The following is an 18,499-nucleotide window of genomic DNA, read 5'->3' as shown; positions in this document are numbered from 1 at the left end:
CGCCGACGAAGTACTCCTGGTCGCCCTGCTTCTGCAGGTAGGTGATCGAGATCTTGCCGGAGACCGGTGCGACGGTGGCGTCCGAGCCGGAGGTCGTCTCCTGGCCGGTGGAGCAGGCGGTGGCCAGGCCCAGCGTCAGGAGCAGGGCGGCGGCGCCGGCAGCCCGGCTGCCATGGGTACGGAACATGGGGACACTCCTAGCGCGCACACCGGAGACGGTGCTTGCACGGTGATGGGGATGGCAAGGACGGGCCACGGAGGGCCGGGCGACCGGGCTGGCCGGACAGATGGGGAACCAGGCGGGAGCCAATAACGATCAGAACTCAACAGATTCCAACGCGTTGGAACAATGACACTCGCCCCGCGCTCGTGCGTCAAGCCGGTAAACGGACTGATATCCGCTCGTAACCTTCGACTTCGCCCGACCCGCCCCTGGCCGGCCGCCCCCCGGCCGCCTCCCGGTGACACCCGCACGGCAGGCCCTCACGGTCAGCGACCGGGCAGCGCGGTACGACCGCCCACGAAGGACTCGGCCACCGCCGCCCGCGGCCCGCCCCGGGGGCGCCCACCAGCACGGAAGGCCGCACGAGGACACCGCGGCGCCCCGCCGACTCGCGGGCCCCCGGGGGTCGTTGGTGATTGCACTGAGCTACCGACGGGTTTCATCACGAAGGCGCATCACGCCGTGACGACCACTTGACTCGCCCGCCGTCGGCGGTCAAGACTCAACGCCAGCTTCATGTTGGCGTAAACATCAGCCGTGAAGGGCACCCCCGTGAGCACGACGCACCCCCCTGCCCAGTCCACCCCGGCCCGGCCGACAAGCCGGTCCCGGCCGGTACCGCGATCCGGTCGCATCGGTCACGGGTCCTTCGGCTACGTCTTCTTCGCCCCGTTCCTGGTCGTCTTCGTGATCGGGATCGCGGCACCGCTCGGCTACGCCGCCTACCTGAGCTTCTTCCAGGACCGGCTGGTCGGCGGGAACGTCTTCGTCGGATTCGACAACTACACCCGCGCCCTGGGGGACGAGCTCTTCCGGGCCGGACTCTGGCGGGTCACCCTCTTCCTGCTCGTGCAGGTCCCGGTGATGCTGGCCCTCGCCCTGCTGGCCGCCCTGGCCATCGACAGCGGGCGGCTGCGCTGGCCCGCCCTGTTCCGGATCGGCATCTTCGTCCCGTACGCCGTCCCGGCCGTCGTGGCGTCCCTGATGTGGGGATACCTGTACGGCGACCGGTTCGGACTGATCCGCCAGATCGGTGACGCCCTGCACGTCGACGTCCCCCGGCTGCTCAGCGAGTCCTGGATGCTCGCCTCCATCGGCAACGTCGTGACCTGGGAATTCGTCGGCTACAACATGCTGATCCTGTACGCGGCGCTGCGCACCGTCCCGCAGGAGCTGTACGAGGCGGCGGAGGTCGACGGCGCCGGCGAGCTGCGCAAGGCCTGGAGCATCAAGCTCCCCGCCCTGCGGCCCGCGCTGGCGCTGGCCACGGTGTTCTCGATCATCGGGACGTTCCAGCTCTTCAACGAGCCCAACGTGATGCAGTCGCTGGCCCCGGACGTGATCTCCACCAGCTACACGCCCAACATGTACGCCTTCAACCTGGCCTTCAACGGTCAGCAGTTCAACTATTCGGCAGCCGTCGCCGTGGTCCTGGGCGGGGTGACCGCAGTGGTCGCCTACGCCGTGCAGGCCAGGTCGATGCGGAAGGAACAGAGCCTGTGAGCGTCAAATCCCCTGTAGGCGGCCGAGGACGCGCACGACGGTCCAGCACGGCGCTCACCGTGGCCATGGGGCTGATGCTCCTCTACGCGCTGCTCCCGCTGGTCTGGCTGCTGCTCTCCAGCACCAAGGACTCCAACTCCCTGAGCACCAGCTTCGGTCTCTGGTTCGGACACGGCTTCCACCTCTTCGACAACGTGTGGAACGTCCTCACCTACGACGACGGCATCTACCTGCGCTGGTTCGCCAACACCCTGCTCTACGCGGTCGTCGGCGCCGGCGGGGCGGCCTTCATCTCCACCGCCGCCGGGTACGCGCTGGCGAAGTACCGGTTCCGCGGCCGCAACGTGCTGGCCGCCGTGGTGCTCGGCGCCATCGCGATCCCCGGGACCGCCCTGGCCGTGCCGACCTACCTGCTGTTCAGCAAGATCGGCGTCATCGACACCCCCTGGGCCGTCCTGCTGCCCTCCCTGGTCAGCCCGTTCGGCGTCTACCTGATGCGGGTCTACGCCATCGGCGCCGTCCCGGACTCCATGCTCGAAGCGGCCCGCATCGACGGCTCCGGGGAGATCAGGACCTTCTTCACCATCTCGTTGCGCCTGCTCGCCCCCGGCTTCGTCACGGTGCTGCTGTTCTCGCTGGTCGCCACCTGGAACAACTACTTCCTGCCGCTGATCGTCCTCAGCGACCCGCAGTGGTTCCCGCTCACGGTCGGCCTCAACCAGTGGAACGCCCTGGCCACCGGCGCGGCGGGCAGCGGTGCCACGACCACCGGCTTCTACCCCCTCGTGGTCACCGGCAGCGTGCTGGCGATCATCCCGCTCGTCGTCGCGTTCCTCTTCCTCCAGCGGTTCTGGCAGTCCGGCCTCGCCGCCGGAAGCGTCAAGGAGTAACGCGTTCCCACCCTCATGTCCGGCCCGCCCCACCACCTCAGCAAGGAAGTCGTGCCATGACCCGTGCATCCATCCCCTCCCGCCGCAGACTCCTGGCACTCGTGCCGGCCGCAGCGCTCGCCCTCACGCTGACCGCCTGCGGCTCGGACGCCGCCCCCGTGGTCTCGGCCGACCCGAGTGCCGCGCTGGACACCGAGACCACGCTGACCTTCTGGACCTGGGCCCCCAACATCGAGAAGACGGTCGCCCTCTTCGAGAAGAAGTACCCGAAGGTCAAGGTGAACGTCGTCAACGCCGGGCAGTCGGCGGCCGAGTACACCAAGCTCCAGACCGCCGTGAAGGCCGGCAGCGGCGGACCGGACGTCGCCCAGGTCGAGTACTTCGCGCTGCCCGAGCTCGCGCTCTCCAAGCGGCTGGTCAACCTGAAGGAGTACGGCGCGGCGGCCCTGGAGCCCAAGTTCACCGCCTCCGCCTGGTCGCAGGTCGCGGTGGCGGACGGCGTCTACGCGGTCCCGCAGGACACCGGCCCGATGGCGATGTTCTACAACAAGAAGATCCTCGACGAGCTGAAGATCGAGCCGCCGAAGACCTGGGCCGAGTTCGAGACCGCCGCCGTCAAGATCAAGGAGTCGGACCCGAAGCGGTTCATCACCTCCATCGACCCCGGCGACGCCGGCGGCGTGGACAGCCTGATCTGGCAGGCCGGCGGCCGCCCCTTCCAGCAGAAGGACGCTTCCTCCGTCTCGGTGAACCTCCAGGACCCCGGCGCCAAGAAGGCCGCCGACATGTGGACCTCCCTGATCAACCGCAAGCTCGTCGACACCGCCCCCGGGTGGACCAACGAGTGGTGGCAGTCCATGGGCAGCGGCCAGTACGCCATGTGGATCATCGGCGCCTGGGCCCCCGGCAACATCGGCTCGACCATCCCGGAGACCGCCAAGGACTGGCGCGCCGCGCCCATCCCGCAGTGGAACGCCGGCGACACGGTCTCCTCCGAGAACGGCGGCTCCGCCGTCGCGGTGCCCACCAGCAGCAAGAACAAGGCCGCCGCCGCGGCCTTCGCGATCTGGCTGAACTCCGACCCGGAGGCCGTCCGCTCCCTCTCGGCCAACGGCCTCTTCCCGGCCACCACCGAACTGCTCAAGGACCCGGCCTTCCTCGACCAGCCGGTCGCGGGCCTCGGCGGCCAGAAGGCCAACCAGGTCTTCGCCGACTCCTCCGCCGGCGTCGGCAAGGGCTGGCAGTACCTGCCGTACCAGCTCTACGCCAACTCGGTCTTCAAGGACACCGTCGGCCCGAACATCTCGACCGACATCAACACCGGCCTGACCGCCTGGCAGAAGCGCATCACCGACTATGGCAACCAGCAGGGTTTCAAGGTCACCGCGCCGTGACCCGACGCCGGTGCCGGTGCGGGGTGCGATCCACCCCGCGCCGGCGCCGGCCGGTGACCACCCCGCGAGCGCCCGCTGGGACGGTCCCGCCGAGCACCCACTTCACCCAGGAGCAACAGCACCATGCCCGTCCTGCAGATCACCGACGAGGGATTCCGCCTCGACGACCAGCCCTTCCGGATCATCTCCGGCGGCCTGCACTACTTCCGCGTCCACCCCGGTCTCTGGGCCGACCGCCTGCGCAAGGCCCGCCTGATGGGCCTGAACACGGTAGAGACGTACGTCCCCTGGAACCTGCACCAGCCGCGCCCCGACGAGTTCCGCCTCGACGGCGGGCTGGACCTGCCGGCCTTCCTGGACCTGGCCGCCGCCGAGGGGCTGCACGTCCTGCTGCGGCCCGGCCCGTACATCTGCGCCGAGTGGGAGGGCGGCGGCCTGCCCTCGTGGCTCCTCGCCGACCCCGACATCCTGCTGCGCAGTCAGGACCCGCGCTACCTCGCCGCGGTGGAGGACTTCTTCGGACGGCTGCTGCCGCCGCTGAACCGCCACCTGTCGACCAACGGCGGCCCGGTGCTGGCCGTGCAGGTCGAGAACGAGTACGGCGCCTACGGCGACGACACCGAGCACCTGGCGCACCTGGCCCGGTCGCTGCGCAGCCACGGCGTCGACGTCCCGCTCTTCACCTGCGACCAGCCCGGTGACCTGGTCCGCGGATCGCTGCCCGGCGTCCTCGCCACGGCCAACTTCGGCAGCCGCTCGGAGCAGGGCCTCGCCGCGCTGCGCGCGCACCAGCCGGCCGGCCCGCTGATGTGCACCGAGTTCTGGATCGGCTGGTTCGACCGCTGGGGCGGCCACCACGTGGTGCGCGACCCCTCCCAGGCCGCGCAGGAGCTCGACGCCCTGCTCGCCACCGGCGCCTCGGTGAACCTCTACATGTTCCACGGCGGCACCAGCTTCGGCTTCACCAACGGCGCCAACGACAAGCACACCTACCGGCCGACGGTCGGCTCCTACGACTACGACTCCCCGCTCGACGAGGCCGGCGACCCGACCGAGAAGTACGAGGCCTTCCGCCAGGTGATCGCCAAGTACGCCCCCGTCCCGGCCGACCCGATCCCCGACCCCGGCCCGAAGACCGCCGCCGCCGGCATCCGGCTGGGCGCCCACGCGCCGCTGTTCGCCAACCTGGCGGCGCTCGGCGCCGCCGTCGTCGCCGAGCGGCCGCTCACCATGGAGCAGCTGGGCCAGGACTTCGGCTTCGTCCTCTACGAGTGCGCCCTGCCGGCCGCCGGCCCCGTCCTGCTGGAGCTGGGCACGGTCCGCGACCGCGCCCAGGTCTTCGTCGACGGCCAGCCGGTCGGCGTGCTGGAGCGCGAGAACCACGAGCGCGCCGTCGCCTTCACCGTGCCGCGCGAGGGCGCCCTGCTGAGCGTGCTGGTGGAGAACCAGGGCCGGGTCAACTACGGCAGCGGGATCCACGACCGCAAGGGCCTGCTGGGCCGGGTGCTGCTGGACGGCGCCGAGCTGACCGGCTGGACCAGCCGGCCGCTGCCGCTCGACACCCTCGACGGGCTCTCCTTCACCGAGGACGGCCCCGCCCAGGCCGGCCCCACCTTCCACCGCGGCACCGTGGAGCTGGACGAGGTCGCCGACAGCTTCCTGCACCTGCCCGGGTGGACCAAGGGCAACGTCTGGGTCAACGGCTTCCACCTCGGCCGGCACTGGTCCCGCGGCCCCCAGCGCTCGCTCTACGTCCCCGGCCCCGTCCTGCGCCAGGGGTCGAACGAGATCACCGTGCTGGAGCTGCACGCCGCCCACCGCGCGCTCACCGTCGAACTGCGCGACATCCCCGACCTGGGACCGACCGAGGAGTAGCCGGACGGCTCCCCGCTCCCCGCACCCCCGCCGGAACCCCTGCTGCCGCACCGCTCCCCGCCCGGCGGCAGGGGTTCCGGTGCCGGGCGGGGACGCCGGACCCCCCGCCCGGAGGCCGCGGTCACGGAACGTACCCGCGGCCTCCGGGCATTGCGCTACCCGGTGAATCCCACGGCCCCGGCCCCGCCTCCTGAACGCCGCCGCCACCGGCGCAGCTGGCCCGCACCGGGACATCGTGCCTGGTGAACGGCCCTGCCGACGCGGCCGCGCCACCGGCCGGCAGCTCCGGGCCACGCCTCGCGGTGGCCCCGCGAGGACCCCACCCGGTGTCCCGGCCACCGGTCCGCTCCTTGCCACCGCCCCGCCGAAGCGGGATAAATGGGGAGTATGAGCCAGTATTCGGGCACTCTCCGGAGTTGGCTGACCCGCCGTTCCGGCAAAGCCGGCACGGTGGACCCGCCCCCTCCCGAAACCGGCGACACCCCGCAGCCGGCCGGCAGCACCGCGGTGGCGGCCCCGGGCGCGCCCCGCCCCCGGGCCCGGCAGACCCCGCGCAGCTTCGCCCGGGAGGTCTTCCTCCTCCAGCTGATGCTGGTGATCCTGCTGGTCGCCGCCGCGCTGGTGGCCGTCGTGGTGCAGACCCGGCGCGACACCATGGCCGACGCCCGGCACCGCTCCCTCGCCGCCGCCGAGTCCTTCGCGCACGCCCCCGGGCTGGTTGCCGCCCTGAACGGCCCGGACCCGAGCGCCACGCTCCAGCCGCTCGCCGAGGAGACCCGCAAGGCCGCCGGCGTCGACGCCCTCATCGTCTACCGGCTCGACGGGATCACCCTGACCCACAGCGACGTCTCGCAGCTCGGCAAGCACGTCATCGGCCCGTACGCCCAGGCCGCCGAGGGGCAGGCCTTCACCCGGACCTTCAACGGCGCGCTCGGCCCGTCCGTGATCTCGGCCGCCCCCGTGAAGGACGCCTCCGGTCAGGTGGTCGGCATCGTCTCCGCCCCGGTCACCGTGGAGACGGTGCAGAAGACGGTCAACCGGCAGCTGCCCGTGTTCCTGGTCAGCGCGGGCGCGGCCGTCGCCCTGGCCGCGGTCGGCGCGGGCCTGGTCAGCCGGCGGCTGAGCCGCCAGACGCACGGCCTGGGCCCGGCCGAGATGACCCGGATGTACGAGCACCACGACGCCGTCCTGCACGCCGTCCGGGAGGGCGTGCTCATCACCGGGGCCGACGGCCGGCTGTTGCTGGCCAACGACGAGGCCCGGCGGCTGCTGGACCTGCCCGCCGACGCGGAGGGCCGGCCCGTCGACTCGCTGGGCCTGGAGCCGGGCACCGCCGAACTCCTCGCCTCCGACCGGATCGCCACCGACGAGGTCCACCTGGCGGCGGACCGGCTGCTCTCCCTCAACAAGCGCTCCACCACGCCCTTCGGCGTGCACCGCACGAGCGTGGTGACCCTGCGGGACACCACCGAGCTGCGGACGCTCTCGGGCCGGGCCGAGGTGGCCCGCGGGCGGCTGCGGCTGCTCTACGACGCCGGGATGCGGATCGGGTCCACCCTGGACGTCTCGCGCACCGCCGAGGAGCTGGCGCAATCGGCCGTCCCCGGCTTCGCCGACGTGGTCACGGTGGAGCTGCAGGACCTGGTCCTGCGCGGCGAGGAGCCGAGCGGGGCCAGTACCGAGCTGCGCCGCACCGCCGTCGCCGGCCTGGCGGAGGACCACCCCCTCTACCCGGTCGGCCAACTGATCCACTTCGTACCGGGCACCCCTGTGGCGACCAGCGTGGCCGACGGCCGGTCCGTGCTGGAGCCGGACCTGGCCCGCTCCCCCGGCTGGCAGGGCCAGGACCGCGCGCGGGCCCAAGAGATCCTCGACTACGGGATCCACTCCCTCGCGGTGGTGCCGCTGCAGGCCCGCGGCGTGGTGCTGGGCCTGGTGAACTTCTGGCGGGCCGGCGACTCCCCGCCCTTCGACCGGGAGGACCTCTCCATCGCCGAGGAGCTCGCCGGACGGGCCGCGGTGTCCATCGACAACGCCCGGCGCTACACCCGCGAGCACGCGACCGCGGTGACCCTGCAGCGCAGTCTGATGCCCCGTGGCGTACCCGCCCAGGAGTCCCTGGACGTGGCCCACCGCTACCTGCCCGCGCAGGCCGGGGTGGGCGGCGACTGGTTCGACGTGATCCCGCTGCCCGGCGCCCGGGTCGCGCTGGTGGTCGGCGACGTCGTCGGCCACGGCCTGCACGCGGCGGCCACCATGGGCCGGCTGCGGGTCGCCATCCACAACTTCTCCACCCTGGACCTCCCCCCGGACGAACTGCTGAGCCACCTGGACGAGCTGGTGGCGCGCATCGACCTCCAGGACGAGGACACCGAGGAGCCCGAGGACGGCGCGCAGCCGGCGATCACCGGCGCGACCTGCCTGTACGTCGTCTACGACGCCGTCTCCGGGCTGGTCACCGCAGCCACGGCCGGCCACCCGCCCCCGGCGCTGGCCCACCCCGACGGGACGGTGACCTTCCTCCGCCCGCCGGTCTCCCCGCCGCTGGGCCTGAACGCGGGCATGCCCGTGGAGACCGCCGAGGCGACCCTGCCCGAGGGCTCCCGCCTGGTCCTCTACACCGACGGGCTGCTGCACAACCGCACCCGTGACCTGGACGCGGCGCTGGAGGCGCTGCGGCAGGCCGCCGGCGGGCCCGACCGCCGGCCGGAGCAGGTGTGCGCGGAGGTGATGGAGTCGATGCTGCCGACCAGGCCCGACGACGACGTGGCGCTGCTGGTGGCGCAGACCCGGCTGCTCGCACCGGACCGGGTCGCCGCGTGGGACGTCGAGCCGGACCCGGCGGCCGTCGGCCCGGTGCGCAACGCCTGCGCCCGCAAGCTGGCCGAGTGGGGCCTGGACGACATCTCCTTCGGCACCGAGCTCATCCTCAGCGAACTGATCACCAACGCCGTCCGCTACGGCAAGGTGCCGATCCGGGTCCGGCTGCTGCTCACCGAGACGCTGGTCTGCGAGGTCTCCGACGGGAGCAGCACGGCCCCGCACATCCGCCGTGCCAAGGACACCGACGAAGGGGGCCGCGGCCTCTTCCTGGTCGCCCGGTACGCCGAACGCTGGGGCACCCGCTACTCCACCCGGGGGAAGACCATCTGGGCCTCCCAGTCGCTCGACAGCGGGTCGCCGGACGACGAGGCCCTGGGCGACATGTTCTCCGGCGAGTGGGACGACCTGGAGCTCTGAGCCGCCGCGGCCCGGGCCGCCCGGCAGCCCGGCGTGCGGGTGTACGCCCGACTGTGCCCCTTTTGGTACCCGCGACTCCCGGGCCGTGCATCGTGAGGCCCACCTCGGCGGCAGCCGGACGAACAGCGGCTCCGCGGCCGTGCCCCCAGGGATTCGCAGGCCCGGGCGGGTGCGGCGGGCCGCTGCGGCGCGGGCCCGCCGGAGCGGCCGCGACGAGATGCCTTGACAGACTCCCGCGCTGATCCCAGACTCTCCTCAACCCGCCGTGTTAGCGCAGACATCAGACTCTGCGCGACCGGCGCGCCCCCCACGGTTCACCGCCCCCCGGGCCACCCCACCCGGCGCGACGGTCCACCCGGCGACCGGCCACCACCGGTCCGCCCGTCCCTCCTCGGGACCGCGATCGCCTCCTGCCCGGCACCGCCGGCCGGCCATCGCCTCCGCCCGCCGCATGACCTCGCGCGTCCGTCCCCACCTGCGCTCCCGGCCCGCCCGGAGCACGGACCGGTCATGCCTGAAGTGAAGAGCAAGAGGTACCCACATGTCTCTCCGCAGCAAGGCCTCCGCGGCGCTGTTCGCCGCGCTGGCCGCCCTCCCCCTCTCCCTGGCCGGCGCCGTCACCCCGGCGCAGGCGGCGCCGGTCAGCATCGACAACGCCACCCAGTTCACCGACCCGGCCGGCAACCCGGTGCACGCCCACGGCGGCGGCGTGGTCAAGGTCGACCAGTACTACTACTGGTTCGGTGAGGACCGGAACGCCGACAACACCTTCCGCTACGTCTCGGTCTACCGCTCCACCGACCTCAAGACCTGGGAGTTCCGCAACCACGCGCTGACCCAGGCCACCGATCCGGAGCTGGGGTCCGCCAACATCGAGCGGCCGAAGGTCATGTACAACGCCGCGACGCACCAGTTCGTGATGTGGATGCACAAGGAGAACAGCGCGGACTACGGGGAGGCCCGGGCCGCGGTGGCCGTCTCCGCCACGGTCGACGGCGACTACAGCTACAAGGGCAGCTTCCGGCCGCTGGGCGAGATGTCCCGCGACATCACCACCTTCGTCGACACCGACGGCACCGGCTACATGATCTCCGCCGCCAACGAGAACCGGGACCTGCACGTCTACCGGCTGACGGCCGACTACACCGGCATCCAGGCCCAGGTGCAGAACCTCTGGCAGGGCAGCTCGCGGGAGGCCCCCGCGATGTTCAAGCGGAACGGCGTGTACTTCCTGCTCACCTCCGGCGCCACCGGCTGGGCGCCCAACCAGCAGAAGTACGCCACCGCCACCAGCATCACCGGAGCGTGGAGCGGCCTGAAGGACGTCGGCGACTCCACCGCCTTCCGCAGCCAGACCGCGTACGTGCTGCCCGTCCAGGGCACCGCCGGCACCAGCTTCCTCTACATGGGCGACCGCTGGGGCAACTCGATGGGCAAGTCGGTCAACGACTCCCAGTACGTCTGGCTGCCGGTCAAGTTCCCGACCAAGACGTCGATGAGCCTGGAGTACTCGCCGCAGATCACCGTCGACACGGCGGCCGGCACGGTCAAGGGCATGAACGTGGTCTGGGAGACCCTGGCGGCCCAGCACAGCGGCAAGTGCGCCGACGTGGCCAACTACGACACCTCGGACGCGGTGCAGCTGATCCAGTGGGGCTGCGGCGCCGGCGCCAACGACCAGTTCTGGATCAAGAAGCTCGGCAACGGGTACGTCCAGATCATGGCCAGGCACAGCGGCAAGTGCCTCGACATCGCCGGTGCCTCCACCGCGGACGGCGCGCTCGCTGTCCAGAACACCTGCAACGGCCAGCCCTCCCAGCAGTGGAAGCTCCGCGCCACCGACACGGCCGGCTACGTCGAGATCGTCGCCAAGCACAGCGGCAAGTGCCTGGACGTGGTCAACACCTCGACCGCCGACGGCACCGCGCTCGACCAGTGGACCTGCTCCGGCGGCACCAACCAGCACTGGCGGCGGACCACCGTCTGAGGCCTGCTCACGGGATGAAGGACGTCACGGCCCGGTCGTGGGTGGCAGGATCCCTGCCACCCACGACCGGGCCGTGACGTCGTCATGGGTACGGGGGCCGGCGGCATGGGCACCGGGGGCGGCCGGCGGCGTCCCCCGCCGGAGGTCAACTCCTCCCATTGTTGATATATGTGCCTTCTGGTTGAATCTTGATGACTTCGATGATTCCCGGGGGAGACACACCGATGCCGACCATCGCCCTGACCGCCGCGGCCACCCGGCCCGGGTCCGTCCCGCCCACGGACCGCGGACGACCTGCGGACCCCACCGGCAGCGGCGCCGGCATCAGTACCGGCACCGGCCGCCCCGCCCCCGCCCGGGTGTCCGGGTGACCGCCGGTCGGACCGCACGGCGGGCCGCCACGGCCGAACCGGGCGCGGCCGAACCACGCGCGGCGGCGCTCTTCACCCCGGCGGCCGTGGTCGCCTGCTGCGTCGGCTTCGTCCTGATCGGCGCTCTCCAGGCCCTGTACGGCCCGGCGATCCCCGCCCTGCGCGAGGAGTTCGGGCTCTCCCCGTCCGCCGCCGGCCTGGGGCTGAGCGCCCACTTCGCCGGCGGCGTGGCCGGCGTCCTGCTCTTCGCCCGGCTCCACGGCAGGCTGGGCAGCCGGCGGATCCTGGGCAGCTCGTACCTGCTGATGGCCGTCGGCTCGGCCGGCTTCGCCCTGGCGCCGGACTGGCCCTTCGCCCTGGCCGCCGCCCTGCTGGCCGGGCTCGGCTTCGGCGGCGTCGACCACGGCCTCAACCTGCTCTTCGCGGTGGGCTTCGGACACTGCTCGGCCGCCATGCTCAACATCCTCAACGCCCACTTCGGGGTGGGCGCGATCCTCGGACCGGTGCTGATCGGCGTGGTGGGCCCCGAACACTACCCCGCGGTCTTCCTGGGCTTCGCGCTCGCCAACCTGCCGCTGCTGTTCCTCCTGCGGGGCATACGCCGGCAGGACGCGCCGGGGCCCGACGACGGCACCCCCCAGGCCGGCGGCCCCGGCCGGGCCAGGGACCGCAGCCTGCTCACGGTGCTGACCCTCTTCGTCGTGCTCTACGTCCTGCACGTCGGGATCGAGGCGGGCGTCGGCGGCTGGGAGCCCACCCATCTGGAGACGGTCGGCTACCGCGCGGGCGTCGCCGCCACCGCGACGTCCGTCTACTGGTCGATGCTGACCGTCGGCCGCTTCCTCGTCGCGCCGCTGGCCCTGCGCTTCACCGCCCGGGCCGTCGTCACCGCCTCCTGCGCGGGAATGACGGTCTGCCTGCTGCTGGCCTCCGTCCCCGGGCTCGCCCCGTACGCGTACGCGGGTGTCGGCCTGTTCATCGCGCCGATCTTCCCGACCGGCCTGCCCTGGCTGAACCGGGCCGCGCCACGGGCCGCACGGGCGGGCGCGCTGGTCATCGCCGCCTCCATGCTCGGCGGCGTCGCGGCGGGGCCGGCGCTCGGCAAGGCGATCGAGTGGTCCGGGGTGCGCGCCGTCCCGCTGCTGCTCGGCGGGCTCTCGGCGCTGTGCCTGCTGGCGGCGCTGTGGCTGGGGCGCGCCACCGGCTCCCCGGCACGGCGCGGCGGCTGAGGCGCCCTGGTGCGGCCGGAGGACGTCGCCCGGCCGCACCGGACCCGCCCGCACCGGCCCCGCCCGCGGACGGATCGTCCGCCCAGGACCTGACGTGGCGTCAGGCCACCCTCCGCCCTCGGGGCCGCGCGAATGACGGCCCTTCGTGGTACCTTCGGCGTCGCCGTGAACCGCCGCGACCCGAGGAGGTGAGACCGATCAACGCTGTGACAGGTCGGGGCTCCCTCCCCCGTGAGGTCTAGGGAGCGCCCGCACAGGCACCCCGAAAGGCCGCGACACCATGCGCTTCACCTCCCGCACGTCCTCCGCCGGCGTCATCGAGCACTCCTTCACCCTGGGCGGGATCCCCGGCGTGCTGTGGACTCCCGAAGGCACCGCCGCCACCCGCCCCCTGATCCTGCTGGGGCACGGCGGCGGACAGCACAAGAAGGCCCCCGACGTCATCGCCCGGGCCCACCGCTTCGTCACCGGGGGCGGCTTCGCCGCGGTGGCGGTCGACGTGCCCGGCCACGGCGACCGGCCGAAGGACGAGGAGCTCGACCGGATCGCGACCGCCAACCAGGCCCGGGTGGCGGCCGGCGCCGAGCCTGCCCCGCTGATCGCCGGCTTCCAGGCCCTGGTGGCGCGCCGGACCGTCCCGGAGTGGCGGGCGGTGCTGGACGCCGTCCAGCGGCACGGCCACGTCGGCGCCGGCCCGGTGGGCTACTGGGGCGTGTCGCTGGGCTGCGGGCTCGGGGTCCCCTTCGTCGCCGCCGAACCCAGGGTCCGTGCGGCGGTGCTGGGCCTGGGCGGTGCCCTGTCGTCGGCCGGGGCCGCCGCGCGGATCAGCGTCCCGGTGGAGTTCCTGCTGCAGTGGGACGACGAACGGGTGCCGCGGGCCCAGGGCCTGGCCCTGTTCGACGCCTTCGGTTCGGCCGAGAAGACGCTGCACGCCCACCCGGGCGGGCACGGGGACCTGCCGGCGTCCGAGCCGGAGGACTCCTTGCGGTTCTTCGCCCGCCATCTGGGCTGATGCTCGGTCAACACGACTGCTCGGCAGGATCCTTCCGCCCCGCCGGTTCGCTCCGGTGCGCCGGCCGTGATCCGGCCACGGCCGGCGCGGGCCGTGCGCGGGCCACGGACCGGGCGGCCTGACGGGCCGTCCGGCCGACGGGCCGACGGCCCGGCGGGCGGCCCGCGACCGCCCTGCGACCATCCGTGACCGGAATCCGGTGCGACGGCCAGTAGGGTGGACGGCGTGGGCATACGACTGTTGGGGCCGATCGAACTACGGACCGCGGCGGGCGTTCCCGCCACCGTGGCCGGGCCGAAACAGCGGTCCGTCCTGGCCCTGCTGGCCGTCGAGTTCGACCGGGTCGTCCCGCTCGACCGGTTCTTCGACCTGCTCTGGGGCGACGAGCCGCCGGCCCGGGCCAGGGCCGCGCTGCAGGGGCACGTCGCGGCCCTGCGCAAGGCCCTGGACGGCAGCGCCTTCGAACTCCGCACCCGGGCACCCGGCTACCTCCTCACCGGCGATGCGGAGCAGATCGACCTGTGCCGGTTCGAGGCGCTGGCCGCCCGCGCCGAGGCCGCCGGGGGTGACGACCGCTCGGCGGCGCTGCTGCTGAAGCAGGCCCTCGACCTCTGGTACGGCCTGCCGCTGGCCGACCTCGCGGACACGCCGCTCTGCCGGGACCTCGCGGCCCGGCTCGCCGAGGCCCGGGCCCGGGTGCTGGCCGCCTGGGCGGAGCGGCAGCTGCGGCTCGGGCTCGGCGCGGCGGCCGTACCGGAGTTGGAGAGCTACGTCCGCACGGACGGGCTGCGCGAACCGGCCGTCGCGCTGCTGATGCGCTGCCTGGTGCAGGACGGCCGCGCGCCCGACGCCCTGGCCGCCTACCACCACGCCCGGCGCCGGCTGGACGAGGAGCTGGGCATCGCACCGGGCCCCGCCCTGCGGGACGCGCTGCGCGCCGCCCTGGGGACGGACGGCGGGGGCCCACCGCTGCCCGCCCGGCGGGCCCCCGGCCGGGCCACCGAACGCCCCGTCGGCCGGGGCAGCGAACCGGCCACCGACCGGAGCACGGCGGGGAACCCCGGCCGGGCCCCCGGACCGGACACCGGGTGCGGCCCGCCCGTCGCGGAGCGGCCGGCGGCACCCGAGCGCCACCGCGCCGCGGCCGCCGGCCTCGCGCTGCCCCGGCTGCCGGACGACCTGGTCGGCCGGGCCGAGGCCCACCGGTGGCTGGACCGCCTGCACGGGCCGCGGCCGGCCGGCGGCGGCATCGCCGTCGTCACCGGCCCGGCCGGCGTGGGCAAGACCGCCACCGCCGTGAGCTGGGCCCGGCAGGCCCCCGGGTTCCCGGACGGCCGGCTGTTCGTCCCGCTGCGCGGCTTCGACCCGGCCGGCCCCGCCGCGCCCGCCGAGGTGCTCGGAGCGCTGCTGCGCGCGCTGGGCGTCCCCGCGGCCGCGGTTCCCGACGAGTCGCCGGCCCGGGCCGCGCTCTACCAGCGGGAGGCCGGCCGGCGCCGGCTGCTGGTCGTGCTGGACGACGCCCGGGACGCGACACAGGTCGCCGGGCTGCTCCCGGCCGGGCCGCACTGCGTCACCGTCATCACCGCCCGCGCCACCCTGGAGGAGGTGACGGTGACCCAGGGCGCGGCCCTGCTGCAGCTCGGGCCCCTGCCGGAGGAGGACGCGGTGGCGCTGCTCGACCGGCTGCTGCCGCCCGGCGGGCCCGGACCGGCCGTAACCGGTACGCCGGCCCGGGCGGACGCGGACGCCCGCACCGGTACGGGCGCCGGCGCCGTCGACGTGCGGCGGCTCGCCGCGCTCTGCGACGGGCTGCCGCTCGCCCTGCGGACCGCCGCCGCCCGGCTCTGCGCCCGCCCGACCTGGAGCACGGCCACCCTGGCGGCCGCGCTGGCCGACGAACGCACCCGGCTGCAGACGCTGGACACCCCCGGCGCGGCCGGCCTGCGCAGCCGGCTGGTCATGACCTACCGTCACCTGCCCTGGGACGCCGCGCACCTGCTCGGCCTGCTGGCGGTGCACCCCGGCCGCCCGGTGGACGCCGGCTCGGCGGCCGCGCTGCTCGACTGCGACCGGCCGCGGGCCCGCCGGGCGCTGGCCGCGCTGGCGGACCACCACCTGCTCACCGAGGTGTCCCCCGGCCACCACGCGCAGTCCGGGCTGGTCCGCAGCTTCGGCGCGGAGCTGCTGGCCGAGCAGGGCGAGGCCGTCGGGCGCGCCGCCACCGTCCGGCTGTTCGACCACTACCACCGGGCGGGGGCGAAGCACGCGGCGCTCCCGGAGGGCGTCCGCCCGCCGTTCGCGCCGCCGGTGGCCCAGGCCGCACCGGCGGCCCTCACCTCCGGGGTGCCGGACCCGGCGCCGACGGGACCGGCCCCGGCCCCCGCCCGGTCCGGGCGAGCCGGGAGCCGGGGCCGGCAGGGTCAGGACCGGGCAGGGGGCAGCCCCGGCGGGGTCAGGGCCGTCGGACCGGCGCCAGCGCCTTCGCCCCGGTGAGCGGCGGGCCCTCCCGGTAGAAGATGTCGATGTCGACCTCCTCGCCGCCGACCGTCAAGGTGTCCCAGGCGCCGCTCGCCAGCAGGGTCCGGACCGTCTCGGCCTTCAGCTGCCCCAGGTGCTCGCGCAGGGTCGCGTCGTCCGGCATGCCGGCGATCCGCGGCGCCAGGCGGTCCCTGATCTGCCGCAGTTGGTCCAGCAGCGCCTCGCGGTCCGCCGAGCCGTCCTCGCCCTCCGGCAGGCCCTCCTCGATGCTCAGGGCGATCCGGTCCTTGATGGCGCAGGTGACGCCCTGCTGGTCGGTGGTCACCATGGCGTTCCAGGCGCGGCTCTTGTGCCGGTACTGGAGCATCGACATCGCCGCCTCGTGCCGGACGAAGTCGGCGTCCCGGAAGGACCGGCCGCGCCAGGCGTTGTTCAGCGAGCGGGCGAGCGAGATCGCCGACGCCAGGCCGCTGTTGAGGCCGCGGCCCGGCCAGAAGTGGATCGCGTTGGCGGCGTCGCCGAGCAGGAACCCGTACGTCCCGGGGGTGTTGGCGGTGGCGGAGTAGAGGTGGGCGGTGAACCGCGGCCGCTGCACCATGTCGAGACGGAACCCGGTGACGGCGCTGAGGTTGTCCTCGGTGACGCCGAACAGGGCCAGCCCCTCCAGGACCCTCTTCCACAGGGCGGAGCCCTTGACCAGGGCGGGCAGGAACAGCGTGCCGTGGGTCGAACAGCGGAAGTCGCCCTCCTCGTCCCGTCCCATCAGGCACGGCCGGGAGGCGACGCACTGCTCGAAGACCTGCCGGACGGGGTCGACCCCGATCACCTCGCGGGCCTCGGCGTCGGTCAGCCGCATGTTCAGGAAGCCCTCGCCGCGCAGCGAGTTGAGCAGGAACCGGTTCTGGGCGACGGTCAGCAGGACGGCCGTCGGGTCCGACAGGCCGGACTTCACCCGCAGGCCGAGCACGATGTCCTGGACGTGCCGCCCCTCCAGCGAGTAGATCGAGGTGTCCGGGGTGCCGAACTTGTCGGTGAAGAACTCCCGCGTCCTGGAGCGGCCGCCCTCGCAGATCGCCAGCACGTGCCCCTTGGCGACCTCCTCGCGCTGCTCGGCCGGGTCGAAGTTGGCCGGCACCAGCCGGATCCGGTCCGCCTTCTCGTTCGCCATCTCCAGCAGGACGTCCTCGACATGGGCGATCCGGATGTTGCGCGGGCCGAAGCCGCGGATGGAGTCCGGCCCGGCCGGCCACATCTCCGAGAACGCCTCCGCGGTGAACAGCCGGGCCTGGACCTCCTCCGGGAGGTTCAGGAACTGACGGCTCTGGACGGTCACCACCTGCTGGCGCCGGACGTTGCCCTGCGCCTCGGTCTTCCAGACCACCCGCGGACCGTCCTGGATCCAGCGGCCGTCGTGCACGGTGACGGACACCCGCCGCCCCAGGTGGTGCTCCAGCAGCAGGGCGAAGGCCAGGCCCACCGGCCCGCCGCCGGAGACGGTGACGTGCAGGACGGGCTCCGCCGGGGCGGGCGGCAGGCTGAAGACCTCGGTGATGGTCTCCATCGAGTCGGCGACCTCGAAGGCGAAGACCTCGCCGCCGATCGTGATCAGGTCACCGGGGTTGAGCACCCGCGAGGTCACCGGGACGCCGTTCACCAGCGTCCCGTTGCGGCTCCCCCGGTCCTTCAGGATGTACCGGTCACCGTCGCGGACCACCTCGGCGTGCAGCCGCGAGGCGCTCCCGCTGGCGATCACCACGCCGCTGTCGGCGCTGCGGCCGAAGGTGACCGGTTTGCTGCCGATCGGGAACCGCCGTCCGGCCAGGGGCCCCTCGCGCCCGATGATCGCAGCTGGCATCGTCACTCCGCTCCTTGAGTCTGTGGGTGCTCGGCCGTGTCCGGGCCTGGACCGGCGGCCCGCCCGGGCTGCCGGACGCATCTCGCCAACATCGTTGTGGTGGACGGTCTTCGGTAGGCTCGCGCGGCCGGACGGCGGGCCGTCCGGGCGCGAGACCGCTGGTGAATGCGCCTGCGGGGGAAGCGGTTCGGCGTGAGGGACGCCGGGCGCCGGATCGGCGTCCGGTCCAAGGGTTGTGGCAGTGGGCGGCCGCGCGCAAGGTCATGACGCGGGAAGTTGCAGACCAGTTGCACGATGGTTGCAAGCCGGCCGCGATCACTGCTTCGGATGGGACGCCAGAGCACCGGGGTACGGCGGGGGCGTCGGGCGGGCTGTCACCGGTCGCGCCGGTTCGCGTACAGTCCGAGCTGTCGACGCTCCGTCAGGAACGACCCCCGGCGGC

General features: G+C 73.6%; 11 protein-coding genes and 1 pseudogene. 10 read left to right on the top strand and 2 right to left on the bottom strand.

Annotation, left to right across the window (positions count from 1 at the left end; all coding sequences use genetic code 11):
* Nucleotides 1-187, bottom strand: a pseudogene (locus tag IE329_RS10070) (substrate-binding domain-containing protein); the annotation flags it as partial.
* A 588-nt stretch (nt 188-775) separates the two neighbouring features.
* Here IE329_RS10070 and IE329_RS10065 point away from each other — a divergent pair.
* The 10 genes from IE329_RS10065 to IE329_RS10020 all read left to right on the top strand — a co-directional run bounded on the left by IE329_RS10065 (nt 776) and on the right by IE329_RS10020 (nt 16,217).
* Complete coding sequence (locus IE329_RS10065; protein WP_373311138.1) at nt 776-1,726, top strand: carbohydrate ABC transporter permease; 951 nt, start codon at nt 776-778, stop codon at nt 1,724-1,726.
* Nucleotides 1,723-2,616 carry a carbohydrate ABC transporter permease gene (locus IE329_RS10060; protein ID WP_229927309.1) on the top strand — a complete coding sequence of 298 codons (894 nt, stop codon included), beginning with the start codon at nt 1,723-1,725 and terminating at the stop codon, nt 2,614-2,616. The genes IE329_RS10065 and IE329_RS10060 overlap by 4 nt, the downstream gene beginning before the upstream one ends.
* A 56-nt stretch (nt 2,617-2,672) precedes the next feature.
* On the top strand, nt 2,673-4,010 hold the full coding sequence (locus tag IE329_RS10055) for an ABC transporter substrate-binding protein (RefSeq protein ID WP_190210489.1): 1,338 nt from the start codon (nt 2,673-2,675) through the stop codon (nt 4,008-4,010).
* Between the two features lie 123 nt (nt 4,011-4,133).
* Complete coding sequence (locus IE329_RS10050; RefSeq protein ID WP_190210488.1) at nt 4,134-5,885, top strand: glycoside hydrolase family 35 protein; 1,752 nt, start codon at nt 4,134-4,136, stop codon at nt 5,883-5,885.
* A gap of 588 nt (nt 5,886-6,473) precedes the next feature.
* The gene (locus IE329_RS10045; RefSeq protein WP_229927325.1) at nt 6,474-9,125 is read left to right on the top strand and encodes a SpoIIE family protein phosphatase; all 2,652 of its coding nucleotides are present in this window, start codon (nt 6,474-6,476) and stop codon (nt 9,123-9,125) included.
* A gap of 541 nt (nt 9,126-9,666) precedes the next feature.
* Entirely contained in the window at nt 9,667-11,112 is a 1,446-nt protein-coding gene (locus tag IE329_RS10040; RefSeq protein ID WP_190210486.1) for an RICIN domain-containing protein, read from the top strand.
* A gap of 224 nt (nt 11,113-11,336) precedes the next feature.
* On the top strand, nt 11,337-11,483 hold the full coding sequence (locus IE329_RS10035; RefSeq protein WP_190210485.1) for a hypothetical protein: 147 nt from the start codon (nt 11,337-11,339) through the stop codon (nt 11,481-11,483).
* Complete coding sequence (locus IE329_RS10030) at nt 11,480-12,712, top strand: MFS transporter (RefSeq protein ID WP_373311137.1); 1,233 nt, start codon at nt 11,480-11,482, stop codon at nt 12,710-12,712. The genes IE329_RS10035 and IE329_RS10030 overlap by 4 nt, the downstream gene beginning before the upstream one ends.
* Nucleotides 12,713-12,992: 280 nt before the next feature.
* Nucleotides 12,993-13,724 carry a dienelactone hydrolase family protein gene (locus tag IE329_RS10025; protein WP_190210484.1) on the top strand — a complete coding sequence of 244 codons (732 nt, stop codon included), beginning with the start codon at nt 12,993-12,995 and terminating at the stop codon, nt 13,722-13,724.
* 225 nt (nt 13,725-13,949) lie between these two features.
* Nucleotides 13,950-16,217: an AfsR/SARP family transcriptional regulator gene (locus IE329_RS10020; RefSeq protein ID WP_190210483.1), complete on the top strand. Its 2,268-nt coding sequence runs from the start codon at nt 13,950-13,952 to the stop codon at nt 16,215-16,217.
* Here IE329_RS10020 and IE329_RS10015 read toward each other — a convergent pair.
* Entirely contained in the window at nt 16,177-18,057 is a 1,881-nt protein-coding gene (locus IE329_RS10015; RefSeq protein ID WP_190210482.1) for an FHA domain-containing protein, read from the bottom strand. The genes IE329_RS10020 and IE329_RS10015 overlap by 41 nt on opposite strands.
* Between the last annotated feature and the right edge of the window lie 442 nt (nt 18,058-18,499).

This window comes from Kitasatospora indigofera, assembly GCF_014655955.1.
Classification (GTDB): Bacteria; Actinomycetota; Actinomycetes; order Streptomycetales; family Streptomycetaceae; genus Kitasatospora; species Kitasatospora indigofera.
Note: the sequence above shows the minus strand (reverse complement) of the source record. Positions and strands in the feature narration are given on the sequence as shown.

Excerpts from the sequence above, each read along its gene's own strand:
- IE329_RS10035 (WP_190210485.1), top strand. The coding sequence starts at position 11,337 with ATGCCGACCATCGCCCTGACCGCCGCGGCCACCCGGCCCGGGTCCGTC.
- IE329_RS10055 (WP_190210489.1), top strand. The coding sequence starts at position 2,673 with ATGACCCGTGCATCCATCCCCTCCCGCCGCAGACTCCTGGCACTCGTG.
- IE329_RS10040 (WP_190210486.1), top strand. The coding sequence starts at position 9,667 with ATGTCTCTCCGCAGCAAGGCCTCCGCGGCGCTGTTCGCCGCGCTGGCC.
- IE329_RS10025 (WP_190210484.1), top strand. The coding sequence starts at position 12,993 with ATGCGCTTCACCTCCCGCACGTCCTCCGCCGGCGTCATCGAGCACTCC.
- IE329_RS10050 (WP_190210488.1), top strand. The coding sequence starts at position 4,134 with ATGCCCGTCCTGCAGATCACCGACGAGGGATTCCGCCTCGACGACCAG.
- IE329_RS10015 (WP_190210482.1), bottom strand. The coding sequence starts at position 18,057 with ATGCCAGCTGCGATCATCGGGCGCGAGGGGCCCCTGGCCGGACGGCGG.
- IE329_RS10045 (WP_229927325.1), top strand. The coding sequence starts at position 6,474 with ATGCTGGTGATCCTGCTGGTCGCCGCCGCGCTGGTGGCCGTCGTGGTG.